This is a genomic window from Psychrobacter piscatorii, from assembly GCF_043641605.1.
GTDB lineage: Bacteria > Pseudomonadota > Gammaproteobacteria > Pseudomonadales > Moraxellaceae > Psychrobacter > Psychrobacter piscatorii_C.
On record NZ_JBHZRK010000013.1, the window covers coordinates 1 to 13,073 of the forward strand.

The 13,073-nt window shown below is 42.0% G+C and carries 13 protein-coding genes; 7 read left to right on the forward strand and 6 right to left on the reverse strand.

The window, feature by feature from the left end; genetic code table 11:
• Positions 1 to 119: 119 nt before the first annotated feature.
• The 3 genes from ssb to ACHUET_RS11560 all read right to left on the reverse strand — a co-directional run bounded on the left by ssb (position 120) and on the right by ACHUET_RS11560 (position 3,214).
• Entirely contained in the window at positions 120 to 746 is a 627-nt protein-coding gene (gene ssb / locus ACHUET_RS11550) for a single-stranded DNA-binding protein (RefSeq protein ID WP_394212971.1), read from the reverse strand.
• A gap of 245 nt (positions 747 to 991) precedes the next feature.
• Positions 992 to 1,549: a DUF3833 domain-containing protein gene (locus ACHUET_RS11555; RefSeq protein WP_394212973.1), complete on the reverse strand. Its 558-nt coding sequence runs from the start codon at positions 1,547 to 1,549 to the stop codon at positions 992 to 994.
• 300 nt (positions 1,550 to 1,849) lie between these two features.
• The gene (locus ACHUET_RS11560) at positions 1,850 to 3,214 is read right to left on the reverse strand and encodes an MFS transporter (RefSeq protein WP_394212975.1); all 1,365 of its coding nucleotides are present in this window, start codon (positions 3,212 to 3,214) and stop codon (positions 1,850 to 1,852) included.
• Positions 3,215 to 3,885: 671 nt separating this feature from the next.
• Here ACHUET_RS11560 and uvrA point away from each other — a divergent pair.
• The 3 genes from uvrA (at position 3,886) to ACHUET_RS11575 (ending at position 7,831) form a co-directional block, all read left to right on the forward strand.
• Positions 3,886 to 6,792, forward strand: coding sequence for an excinuclease ABC subunit UvrA (gene uvrA / locus ACHUET_RS11565; protein ID WP_394212977.1), 2,907 nt, complete (start codon positions 3,886 to 3,888; stop codon positions 6,790 to 6,792).
• A gap of 108 nt (positions 6,793 to 6,900) precedes the next feature.
• Positions 6,901 to 7,368, forward strand: coding sequence for a DUF6584 family protein (locus ACHUET_RS11570; protein WP_394212978.1), 468 nt, complete (start codon positions 6,901 to 6,903; stop codon positions 7,366 to 7,368).
• Between the two features lie 112 nt (positions 7,369 to 7,480).
• On the forward strand, positions 7,481 to 7,831 hold the full coding sequence (locus ACHUET_RS11575) for a hypothetical protein (protein WP_394212980.1): 351 nt from the start codon (positions 7,481 to 7,483) through the stop codon (positions 7,829 to 7,831).
• 8 nt (positions 7,832 to 7,839) lie between these two features.
• On the opposite strand, the gene ACHUET_RS11580 is transcribed toward ACHUET_RS11575, so the two are convergent.
• A complete protein-coding gene (locus ACHUET_RS11580) occupies positions 7,840 to 8,469 on the reverse strand; it encodes a LysE family translocator (protein ID WP_394212982.1) in 630 nt (209 codons plus the stop codon).
• A 232-nt stretch (positions 8,470 to 8,701) separates the two neighbouring features.
• On the opposite strand from ACHUET_RS11580, the gene ACHUET_RS11585 reads away from it, so the two are divergent.
• Complete coding sequence (locus ACHUET_RS11585) at positions 8,702 to 10,453, forward strand: P-loop NTPase fold protein (RefSeq protein ID WP_394212983.1); 1,752 nt, start codon at positions 8,702 to 8,704, stop codon at positions 10,451 to 10,453.
• Between the two features lie 26 nt (positions 10,454 to 10,479).
• On the opposite strand, the gene ACHUET_RS11590 is transcribed toward ACHUET_RS11585, so the two are convergent.
• Entirely contained in the window at positions 10,480 to 10,761 is a 282-nt protein-coding gene (locus ACHUET_RS11590; protein ID WP_394212985.1) for a DUF503 domain-containing protein, read from the reverse strand.
• A 130-nt stretch (positions 10,762 to 10,891) separates the two neighbouring features.
• Here ACHUET_RS11590 and ACHUET_RS11595 point away from each other — a divergent pair, with 130 nt between their 5' ends.
• The 3 genes from ACHUET_RS11595 (at position 10,892) to ACHUET_RS11605 (ending at position 12,451) form a co-directional block, all read left to right on the forward strand.
• A complete protein-coding gene (locus ACHUET_RS11595; RefSeq protein ID WP_394212987.1) occupies positions 10,892 to 11,680 on the forward strand; it encodes a threonine/serine exporter family protein in 789 nt (262 codons plus the stop codon).
• Positions 11,681 to 12,133, forward strand: coding sequence for a threonine/serine exporter family protein (locus ACHUET_RS11600; RefSeq protein WP_394212989.1), 453 nt, complete (start codon positions 11,681 to 11,683; stop codon positions 12,131 to 12,133).
• 96 nt (positions 12,134 to 12,229) lie between these two features.
• Positions 12,230 to 12,451: a hypothetical protein gene (locus ACHUET_RS11605; protein ID WP_371531878.1), complete on the forward strand. Its 222-nt coding sequence runs from the start codon at positions 12,230 to 12,232 to the stop codon at positions 12,449 to 12,451.
• Between the two features lie 3 nt (positions 12,452 to 12,454).
• Here the strand turns inward: ACHUET_RS11605 and ACHUET_RS11610 are convergent, their stop codons facing one another.
• Positions 12,455 to 13,051, reverse strand: a complete 597-nt coding sequence (locus ACHUET_RS11610; protein WP_394212991.1) for a GNAT family N-acetyltransferase — start codon at positions 13,049 to 13,051, stop codon at positions 12,455 to 12,457.
• Positions 13,052 to 13,073 lie beyond the last annotated feature (22 nt).

Consider the following 13,073-nt stretch of genomic DNA (forward strand, 5'->3'; position numbering starts at 1 on the left):
AGGACTGAGTCCTGTGCAATACAGAACTCAGTCCTTGGGGTAAACTAAACCGTCCAAGTTTTGGGGGGCAGTTCATAATAGCGAGGTTTTTTAAATACAACATTTATTTATTGTATAAGTTAGAACGGAATATCATCGTCTACAGGGCCGTCTGGCATTGCTGTAGGTCTAGATTGCGCTGGTTTTTGCGCGGGTTGGTTAAACTGGTTTTGCGGAGCTGGCGTATTTTGGTTATTAAAGCTGTTCTGACCACCACTCGCTTGGTTATTGTAGCTGCCTTGCTGTGCTGGCTGATTATTAGCCTGCTGACCAAAGTTATTTTGGTTGCTTTGACCGCCTTGATTGCCGTAACTGTTTGAGTTCTGACCGCCTTGATTATTGCCAAAGCCGCCGTTATCACCTTGACCACCACTGATACCATCAAGCATCTGCATTTGCTCAGCGCGAATCTCAGTAATATAACGGTCTTGGCCGCTTTGATCTTGATATTTACGCGTACGCAAGCTGCCTTCGATATAGACTTTGCTGCCTTTGCGCAAATACTGCGCGGCAATTTCGCCTAAACGATTAAACAGTGAGATACGATGCCACTCTGTTGCTTCTCTTTTTTCACCGCTTTGTTTGTCCGTCCACTGCTCAGATGTCGCAACCGAGATATTGGTCACGCTACCGCCATTATTGAACTGGCGTGCCTCAGGATCTGCTCCAAGGTTACCGATGATGATAACTTTATTAACTCCGCGCATGATACCGTCCTTTTACTGATGAATAATTATTCGATAGAACCTACACGTTCTACCAATGATATGATTTTACTTTAACCAATTTTTGTTCGAATATCTACAGTCTAGCTATGATAAACGTCAATCTATGTCGCTTAGGTATGCAAGATAAAAGTTAAACCAATAAACACGTCACTATTTTGCCATTTTAGAATAGGCATGAACACCGTCCGCTTATTCTTTTTAAGTCGTTCCTCACGCTCTATCTGTTACTGAGTATCAGTATTTTTGCGATGAATGCTTAACGTCACACTGCCTAACTCGACGCCAAACTTTGTCATGACTGAACGATTGAGCATGACATCGTCATTGATAAGATACATCCAATCGTCAAAATTCACTTTGTAGGTTTTGTCCTCGACTGGCAGATTTAATACATAATCCCAATGCAGGGTATTACCTACCACATCACCTGTTGCCTCGCCAACGACGTCGCCTGCTGTGCCAATCCAGCGTCCATCACTTTGCTCAGTCAGTCGCCATATACGCTGCGATTTCGAGCCATCTGCCCACGAAAACTTCTCGTTTAAAACGATGACATCATCGCCTTCGTGAGTTGCATCGATATCGACATAAAAGCGTTTTTTGACCTCACCATTACGCCCTTGAAACATGCCCCAACCCTCGATTTGACCTGAGAAAAACTCATGCATATCAAGCCTTGGTGTGGTGTTCTGATAGGCTTGAATATTTTGCGTGGCACAGCCAGAGGTCAGTAACGTGGCTGACAGTCCAAAGCCTATTGCTAGCTTATTAAACTTACTCATATTAATTCCTTTTAAGTAGGGCATGTCCTCAATCTGAACGAAAGCATCTAAATGGGCTAAAAATGGTTAAATCTTGCTAAACTGCGTTAAATAGCTGGTTAATATCTCGATATCATCTGCGCTATTTTCCTTGTTTAGCGGCTATTTATCTCATTTTTATCACCATTTTCAAAATGAGGACACTCCCTAGAGATAAAAATTTAGCATTTACTGATTAATAATGGCGGCCTACGGTATTATTGTCTACTCAGTTGTGTCTATTTATTCTTATTAATCTGAAAATGTTACTTATATCGCGTATTAAATATCTAACGGACTTTGCGCCAAATGCGATAGCGCCTGTCGTGACTCATCTGTTATTTGGGTCTTATCTAACTTGAGATAAGCGACCTGTTCTTTTGCCATGACGACCAGCTCATCAACGCCATCGACTGCTAGCATCTGCCGAGACCACTCTTGAATATTAGTGTTTTTGGGAATGGTCACTGTCGTACTTGATAGATAAGGTGGCTGGGCAATGGGTATAATCAGCAGCAATGCGATGCCCATGACAAGTGCCAATAACCCCCATGCCAGCAGATTAGATTGATTCAATAACAACCCACCCATCGCGCCACCAACGAACGCACCTAAAAACTGGCTAGATGAATTAAGCCCCATTGCGGTCGCTTTATTGGCGACTGGTGCACGCTTAGAGATCCAAGATGGAATCGTCGCCTCAAGCAAATTAAAGCCCATAAAGTACAGTAGCAATCCAAAAATAATACCAACACCAATCTGACTACCAAAGGCAAGAAATGCCAAGGCTGCGGTCATTACTGCAATGGCGCTCAAAAAGACTTGGCGCATTTTACGTTTCTTTTCGGCAATGATGATAAAAGGAATCGCGACTGCGAAACCGACAAACAAGAGCGGCAAATAAACCATGCCCTGCTGACTCACCGACAAACCCATGACGTCCTTGAGCTGGTGCGGTAATATGACAAATATGGCGGTCATCGTTAGATGTAGTGCAAAGACACCAATGTGTAAGCGATTCAAATCCCCTACCTTCAGAACGGTCGCTAACTGCTCGCGAATCGACTTGTTGTCCAGATTGTGCTTGAGCACACGTAAAGGTGTGGGAACCATCAGCAGTAGCAGCATAGCTAAAACAGCAAAACCTGCCGTCAGCCAAAACAATCCCGAGATACCAAGCGTACCGACTAATAAAGGGCCAAAAGCAAAAGCAAGCATGATGGACGTTCCAATGGTCAAACCCATTGTCGCCATTGCTTTGGTACGCATCTCCTCACGCGTCACATCTGCCAATAATGCCATCAATACGGCAGAGACCGCGCCACTGCCTGCCAGCGCTCGACCGATAATCACTTCATAGATATCCGTCGCATTTGCTGCAATCATGCCGCCGACTGCAAACAGTATCAATCCCAAAAATATAATCGGCTTACGCGGGAATTTATCAGCGGCAAGGCTCATCGGTATCTGAAAGATCGCTTGTCCTAGTCCATAAATGCCAACTGCCAGACCAATCAAAAACGGCGTCGCGTGTGCATAATTGTCACCATAGACAGAAAATACCGGCACAATCATAAACAAGCCAATCATACGCAAGGCAAAGATGCCACCGACTCCGAGGATTGCCCGTTTCTCTACGCTATTCATACTTGCCTCACTGATTGATCATTGCTGTTTTTTCACTGCTGGTACTTGTACTGCACCATGATTTATCACTACTGGTTTATCAAGGCGCTGGCCTATAAATCAAGCCCCCTAGTATAAGACATTCGTCGTTTGGTTGCCGAGACTTTTGTCTTACTGACGCAGCCGCCCGTAGCGCATCAACCCAAGCCATTCATATTACGCAATTATTTTGTTACCAACTGCGTCAGATGCGCAATCACACCTTGAATAATGCGGTCGCCATAACAATAAAGTAAGGCGTTGTAAACGTTATTAGTCATTAGCTCGAACGACAGTTCAAACGACAAACTCCTCTACAAAATGACATTTTTGGTCAAAACCATAATAAACGATGCCTGTTACTTAACAGGAATTTGATTTAGATTTGCTTAGTCCAACAGAAATCAATCGCATCAAAGACTGCAAAATAAGAAAACAGTAAATTGGCATGTATAGTCCTTACTTTACGAGCGTATGAACGCTTTATAAAAGCACTATTTATAACTATATTTTTTATAACAGAGCTATTTATAACAACATTATAAACTCAGAAATCATTCGCGTTTTTAACCAATAATTTTACTGATCTGTATTTACCTTTTCATTTGAGATATTTCCCAATACTCTTTTAGCAAATAGGAAACCCATAAACGATGGCACATGACCATATCGCAATACGCGGCGCACGTACTCATAATTTAAAAAACATTGATTTAGACATTCCACGAGATAAATTCGTGGTAATCACTGGCTTGTCAGGCTCTGGTAAGTCGTCACTGGCATTCGATACACTCTATGCCGAAGGGCAACGCCGTTATGTCGAGAGCTTATCGGCATATGCGCGTCAGTTCCTCTCGCAAATGGAAAAACCGGAAGTCGATAGTATCGAGGGTCTCTCCCCTGCGATTGCTATCGAGCAAAAATCGACCAACCATAACCCGCGCTCAACCGTCGGTACGATTACTGAGATTTATGACTACCTGCGTCTGCTATATGCACGTATCGGTACGCCGTACTGCCCTGAGCATGGCGAGCCAATGGTCGCGCAGTCGGTCACCGAGATGGTCGATCAAGTCATGGCATTGCCAGAAGATACCAAGATCATGATCTTGGCACCAGTGATTCGTGAGCGTAAAGGCGAGCATACCGTGTTACTTGAACAGCTGATTGGTCAAGGTTTTGTGCGCGTGCGTGTCGATGGCGACGTATACGACACCGACGAGCTACCAATCCTGGATAAGAAGAAAAAACATACTATCGAAGTGGTGGTTGATCGCTTTAAAGTCCGTGATGACTTGGGTAACCGCGTCGCTGAGAGCTTAGAGACGGCGCTGCGTTTGGGTCAAGGACTGGTCACTTTGCACTTTATGGATGGCAACCCAAAAGAAGGCGGTGACGACAATCAAGTCATGTCAGCCAAGCACTCCTGCCCTATCTGTGATCGTGCCGTGCCTGAGCTTGAACCGCGTATGTTCAGTTTTAACAACCCATACGGCGCGTGTCCAAGCTGTGACGGTCTTGGCAAACGTCAATATTTTGCCGCTGAAAAGCTTATTACTCACCATGAAAAATCGCTTAATCAAGGCGCGATCAATGGTTGGGATAAACGTCATGCTTACTATTTTGGTTTGCTTAGCACTGTATGTAAGCACTTCAAAATCGATATGGATATGCCGTGGCAAGATCTATCAAAAGCACAGCAAGACCTTATCATGCACGGTTCGGGTAAAGAAAAACTCACCTTTAACTTTACCGATGAGCGCGGTCGCAAGACCAACAAAACCGTACCCTTTGAAGGCGTGCTGCCTTACTTAGAGCGTCGTTATGCCAAGACGCAAAGTAACCTTGTGCGTGATGAACTGGCTAAATATCTCGCAGATACTACGTGTAATGTCTGTGATGGCGCGCGTCTGAACGAGATTTCGCGCAATGTGCGTGTCGATGACCAGACCATCGCTGACATCGTTAAGCTCTCTATCGGCGACTCTGCCGATTATTATAAAACGCTAAAGATTGGCGGTCATAAAGGCGAAGTCGCGGAAAAAATCTTCAAAGAGATTAATGAACGCTTAAACTTCCTCGTGAGCGTTGGTCTAGATTATTTGACTCTTGCGCGCTCTGCCGAAACGCTATCAGGCGGTGAAGCACAGCGTATCAGGCTTGCGAGCCAAATCGGCGCTGGTCTCATGGGCGTTATGTATGTGCTTGATGAACCATCAATCGGTCTGCATCAGCGCGACAATGATCGTCTGCTAAAGACGCTCACGCGCTTGCGTGATTTAGGTAATACTGTACTGGTCGTTGAGCATGATGAAGATGCCATTCGTCAAGCAGATCATGTCATCGATATCGGTATCGGTGCCGGCGTACACGGTGGTCATGTGATCGCCCAGGGTACGGTCGATGACATCATGGCAAACAAAGAATCACTCACTGGACAATATATGTCTGGCAAAAAACGTATTGAGATTCCAACCGTGCGTCATAAAGCCAAAACCATGGACGTCGAAGTCAAAGGTAAGGCCAAAGCCCAAAAAGTACCAATGACCATCGAGCTAAAAGGCGCATCAGGCAATAACTTGCATGATGTCGATTTGACCATTCCTGTCGGTGTCATGACCTGTGTGACGGGTGTATCCGGTTCGGGCAAATCAACCTTGATCAACCGTACGCTTATGCCATTGGCAGCGACGCAGTTAAATAACGCCTCAACGCTTATCGCAGACAAGCATGAAAGCATCAGCGGTCTTGAGCATTTGGACAAAATGGTCGATATCGATCAAAGCCCCATCGGTCGCACGCCGCGCTCAAACCCAGCGACGTACACTGGCGTGTTTACCCCTGTACGCGAGATGTTTGCCCAAACGCAAGAAGCGCGCGCTCGTGGCTACAAGCCCGGTCGCTTTAGCTTCAATGTCAAAGGCGGACGCTGTGAGATGTGCCAAGGTGATGGTCTTATCAAAGTTGAGATGCATTTCTTACCTGATATGTACGTGCCGTGTGATACCTGTGAAGGCAAACGCTATAACCGTGAGACTCTAGAGATTCACTATAAAGGCAAAAGCATCGCCGAAGTGCTTGATATGACCGTTGAAGACGCGACTGAGTTCTTCTCAGCGATACCAGCGATTTATCGCCGTCTGCAAGCGCTCATGGATGTCGGTCTTGGCTATATTCGTTTGGGCCAGTCTGCACCGACGCTCTCTGGCGGTGAAGCGCAGCGTGTCAAACTAGCACGTGAGCTTGCCAAGCGTGATACGGGACAGACGCTCTATATCTTGGATGAGCCGACCACGGGTTTGCATTTCCATGATATCTACAAGCTGCTCCATATCCTGCATACCCTACGCGATAAGGGCAATACCATCGTGGTCATTGAGCATAACTTGGACGTGATAAAAACTGCCGATTGGGTAATTGATCTTGGCCCTGAAGGCGGTAAAGGTGGCGGCATGATCATCGCTGAAGGCACGCCTGAAGAAGTGGCGGAAGTGAAAGGCTCGTATACGGGTGAGTTCCTAAAGCCGATGCTTGAGCAAGGGTTAAAAGACGTAAGCTAATACAAATTAGCGAATGATTGCTAAAAGGCTACTCTTTCGGGAGTGGCTTTTTTTTATGTTGTACAATAATATCTATTATTCAACACTATATGTCAAAAGAGGTTGCATTTGAATGAAGCTGAGCTGAGAAATGGTATTGACAAAATTATTCGCAATAATGATATAGATACTGCTATTCACAATCTAAAAGGATATATGCGGCTTCGTTACGGACATCCTTTTCTGTGTGAGAATCTTGCCAACTTGTACATTGAAAAGAACGATTTTCGTCAGGCTGGAAAGTATATTTTCTATAAAGAGCATCTATCCAAACAGGATAAAGAAATACTATCCGTTTACTTTACATATTTTGGAAATGATAAGATTAATATTTTAAAAGATTTAATAGCTGAAGGTACAAAATCACCTGTCCGAATAGACTACGATGTTAAAGTTGAATTATTTATCATGATGAACGAGGTGAAATCTGAAAATGGTTTTCTACCCAAATTCATGTGGAATTGGTATTACCATTTTGAATCAAAATTTAAAAAAGATAGCAGGTATAGTCAACTCTCTCAATCAACGAGAAGATAAGTTTATTAATTTTAGCCCGCAGGCTAGGTTGATGAGAAAAATTCAATATTAAGTAAAAACATATTGTTAGATATCACATAATTCACTCAACATACAGACTAAAGAGGTTAGAATGGGTCCTGACCTAAGTGACGGTATCATTACTAATATAGATAGCAAATTAGGTATCGCATACATTCAAGATATCTACGAAGATACCATGTTTCACTATGAATTATGTAGTTATAGAGGTAAGGATATCTTGTCGATAGGTACTAAAGTCGCGTACTATAAACTTTATAACGAACCCCCAATAGCAGTTGCATTATTTACTACAAAAGAATTAGATAGTACTGAGCTATTTAAGAGCTATGATAAAAAAAACCATTATTTAAGTCGTTTCAAAACTTCCAAGTATAAATTTTTATTCTTTGGAATATGTTTTCTATTAGGTATTATTTTAGGATTACTCGAATTATTTTAACTATGAACCTAACCCTTCGCGATCAACCATGTGCCAGCCAACCCCATAAATGAAGACCCTACTCGGTTAAATTTCTGACGGGCTTTAGGGCTTTTTAGACGTTTTTGCGCGTAACTCGCCATAAAGGCATACATCATCATGGCAATAATGGCGCAGCCAAAAATCACTAGACATAAAATCGTAATATCTACCCCTGTCAGACTAGTTACTGGAAAAAAGCTAGGTAACAAGCTTATGTAGAATAAAATAACTTTTGGATTGCTAATGGACACCAAAAAGCCTGACGTTACACTTTTTAATCCCTCGTTCTTACTCTTTAACGCTATATCCCCAGTGATAATTTCACTTGGAACCGTCGTCCACATCTTGTACGCCAAGTAGAATAAATAACCGGCACCGACAAACTTAACGATAGTAAACAAGGTATTAAAATTGCTTGCTAACGCGCTCAGACCATAAGCGGAGAACACCATATAAATAGTATCGCCTGCGGCAAGTCCAATGATTAAAGGCAGCGCCGCCCAAGAGCCTTGTGTCATAGCTTTGGCAATCGTGGCAAATACACCAGGACCCGGCGTCATGATAAATATGAATACAGCAATGATGAAAGTAAATAGCTGGATGGTGGTGATGGTCATGACTATCCTTTATATCTCTATTAATCCTTAAGTATAATTGATTGAATAAACATATTTCTATTTTAATATTATCATTTTAGAATACCTATACGCTCAAAGACGTAAGCTAATAGAAATTATTGAATGAGTGATAAAAAGCTATTCTGTCATGAGGGTCTTTTTTAGTGGGCAGAATTTGGGGTTGGGTGTTAGTGTAATTGATATTGCAGGAACATATATAAGGTAATAAGCAATGGCAAATGTAGCAAATCTTGAGAAAAGACTTGTAGATTTAATTAGGGAAGAAAGCTCATTTGCTATTGCGTTAACTGGCGAATGGGGTGTAGGAAAAACGTATTTCTGGAAATACTTCAAGCAAAGAAATCTCAATCAATTTAGATTACAAAAGTATGCCTATGTATCTCTATTCGGCATTGACTCACTTGATTCTTTGAAATACGAAATTGCTGTCAAAACTCATGCAATAAATCAGTTAGAAGACAGAATGCAAGGAGCTAAATCATTGTTTAATAAAGCCTTGGACACTATTGATTTATCTAGCATACAAGGGAAAGGACTAAGTCTAAATATAGGTAAGAGCCTCATAACTAGTGCTCTTTCTAGCTTAGTATCTAGCACTGTTATCTGCATTGATGATATTGAAAGAATTTCAGATAGCTTATCACTTAAAGACGTCATGGGTGTAATTAACGATTTAAAGTTAGAGAAAAAATGTCAAGTTGTTGTAATCTTACATGATGCTAAAGCAAACGACCAATTTCAAGAGTATAAAGAGAAGGTTTTTGATGAGCTATTAGTTTTAGATGATTCTTTATCTATCATAAACGATATTGTCGACAGTAAGCTATTCACAGTATATAAGCAGTTTTATGAAATTATTGGAATAAAAAACTTACGGTTCTATCAACGGGTGGACAAGTCTTTCAAACTGTTTGACAAGGCATATCCTTCATTATCACACTTAAGTAAAGAGCAAATATTAAGATTTATTTTAATAATTCGGATGATATATGAGATACCATCAAGATTAGGTAATGATATTGACTTTAAATTTTTCGTTGATAGCTTCAACTCTAAAAATATTAAAAACTTTAGAGGCTACAAAAAACAAAATGCTTATAAAGAACAAAATGAAATTTCAGATGATATAGTGAAATTCAACAAGATTAATGATTATATTCATCCATTTTACAATTATTTTGAAATTTCAGATTGGGGAGAAGTTATTGTATCTTGGATTACAGAATTAGATTTTGATAAAGAAGTCACTAAGGATCTCATAGCAAAAGATAAGATTACTGAAGAAGTCTTATTAATCGACAGATTAGCATCTGAGGTTTTGAACGAATTTCATAATATAGACCTAAAACCTAACTTTGCAGAACGCTTATATTATGTGGCCTGTGCTAAGATAGGGAGAGCACAACTTACTAACTTAAGTTTTTACTGTGATATTCTTGATACATGTAATAGAAAAAACTTAGCCATTCAGTTAGAAATACATATAAAACGACATATCGAAAATAGTATCAAATATCATCAGATACGAATATCTATTGATGATTTTTACTCCTTTGGAAGAAAAGAAAATGATCGATTTTATAATTTCACCGTTGATAAGATAGCAAACTATAAATATAAAAATATCAGCTCTAACACTATATCATCGATATTTTTAGACTTTCATGAGCATAGTCGTAGAGCTTACAATAGTAATGACAAAGAAATATTAGAGCTAATTGATAAAGATATATTGAGAGAGATAATTTGGATAAATACTGATAAATTTCTAGGAAATCGTAAGTTATTTATCCATTCAATTTTACTACATCCATGTCTAGGAGAGATTAATGGTAAACGTGAAGAAATTAGACTATGGATACTGGAACTACTGCAAGAGAACATTGTTGATAACCCGAACAACGAACCTTCTATAAAAATGTGGTTAGATAATACTAATGATTTGACAGAAAACCTAACTTAGCTCGTAGGCTAGTTAAAGCTCACAGCCTAAACAAACTCCCTTTCAACATTCATCACCCGTGCATCTACCGTACGTTCTATCTTTTCCTCAATCTGACTACATTGCGCCTCGACCTCACGCTTAGACAGCCCAACGATCACAAACGTCCACTCGCTGGCATCATGGCGCGCGCGGCCGCCACTCTCACAAACCGCGACGCTTGGCGTATTGCCAAAGCGCGCGTGCAAGCCGCCCATACGTTGGCGCTTTTCTTTTAATGAGCCGCATCCGGGCAATGAAAATGTCAATGTCAAAATCGCGATATGCATTTTATTCTCCTTGCCAAAAATTTTATATTTTATAGTAGCATCAAATATAATATCCGATAATGTCTGCGAATCAGCATCCAGACCCTTTATAATAGCGTATTAATCGCCAACCAACTTGCGTATCTCATCCATGACCTCTATCAGCTACGTCAAGCAGCAGCGTATCACTCGACTATGCGTACGCTGCGGCTTACTCCTTATGCAGTATGGCGCTGAGTCTGCCGTGGTGGTGGACTTATCCAAACGCTTGGGGCTTGCCTTGGGAATGAACAGCGTCGAATGTTCGCTGAACTTCAATGCCATTACCCTGACGACCATCTGTGATGAACGCTGTATCACCACCACCCGAGATACGATCAATCAGAGCATCAATGTCAATTTATTAGTGCAAATCCAGCAAATCGTCAATAAGACGGAGGCTACTATCAATAATAATGACTTGATTGACCGCACGACGCTTGCGTTTGATGAGTTAGATAAAACCGTGTATCCAACATGGCTAGTGAGCATCTTTGTCGGTGCGTCATGTGCGGCGTTTGCTTATCTGAATGGTGGCAGCTGGTCGATTACGGCGGTGACCTTCATCGCGGGTATGGTAGCGATGTTTACCCGTATTTATTTGTCCAAGCACCACTTTAACCCTTTTATCACCGTCATTGTGACGGCTTTTATTGCCTCTCTTATTGGCGCGACGACCTATTATTTTGATATTGGCAATAATGCCGATATTGCCGTGGCTTCTAGCGTGTTGCTACTTATTCCAAGCTTTCCGCTGATTAACTCTTTGTCCGATATCTTAAAAGGCTATGTCAATATTGGGATTGGTCGTGCCGTCTTTACTTATATGCTCACTTTGTCCGCCTGTGTGGGCATCGTGATGGCGCTGGTGTTACTACGCATACAGCACTGGGGGTTTTAGATGTGGTTTATTGAGACCGTCGTACTGTCTTGTATCATCACACTTGGCTGGACGCTGATGTTTAGCGTACCCAAACGCTATATTTTGCCGTGTCTGCTGATGACGGCTTTTGGCTTTGGGTTAAAAACGGCGCTTGTTTATCAGCATGTCCATCTGGTGATCGCCAGCTTTTTTGGGGCGATGCTCGCCAGCTTTTTGGGCGTGTATTTTTCTAAGAAATACACTCTGCCGCCCAAAGCTTTAATCTCACCCAGCGTCATCTGTATGATGCCGGGTATCGCGGCTTATAAGGCAATGGTGAGCATGGTTCAGATTGGTTATTTTGGCTATTCGGACGAATTATTTAGCCAGATGATGGTGTATTTGTTTGAGGCCTTATTTGTGACCTCCGCTTTGGTGCTCGGTTTGTCCATTCCGGGGCTATTGTTTTATCGCCGCCGCGCGATTGTATAGATCATAGGCTGTTGTTCTACGCGTTATTTTGGTTGGTTCATACTGACAGCATAATCCCGTTGCTGCTATGATGCAGGTAATAACGACTGTTGAGAGATGACTGTGTGGCAGGTGTATTTGTTTATATTACCGATTGGTCTTGGGATCATGACGTTGGCAGCAAGCTTGTTGTTTTTGTTTGCTTATCTAATGTCTGACGACAATGCCACGCGCTTGCCAGCCTTTAATTGGTTTAAGCGCTTAATTATTGTGGCGTTTATCTTATTAAGTATTGGTCTATTTATGACCTTTGGACATTTTTGGGGTCAATCGAGATAGGCTTTACTCGCTAACCATCTTCTCCAGTTCTAATAACTCTAAATCTTCACGTTTTGGCTCGCCATTATTACCATCGTTTGGAAACGGTATTTTGTTACCATTTAATTGATAGCCACGGCGCTGATAGTAAGCCAAAAGCTCAGGGCGATGACTCAAGATAGACATGGTCAGGCGGCTCGGCTGATTCTGTGACTGTAAGTGGCGATCTGCAAAGGTCTCAGCCGCTTGTAGTATGACATTGCCAACGCCCTGCCCTTGCAGCGCAGGATGCACCGCAAACATACCGATATAGGCTTTTTTATTCGAGTCAGCATCGGCTTTGATATCGACAGCAATACAGCCAAGTATCTCACCTGTCTCTTCTGCCTCACGCTCACCTGTCGTGGTCTTTGGGTACACAAACAGATAATGAGTGGGATTATTAATCGTACTCGCCAGCTCATCTGGCGTGATACGAATACCGCCGACCAAGTCTGCTTCATTAGTCCAGCCTGCCGTCTCTCGATAGCAGCAGTTTAATAGTTGCTCAAGTGCGCCGATATCACTCGCTTCAGCCTGACGTAAAAATACGGAATCTTTGCTCAGATTGCTTTTATTCATATTGTAATTTTCCCTTTTTTAT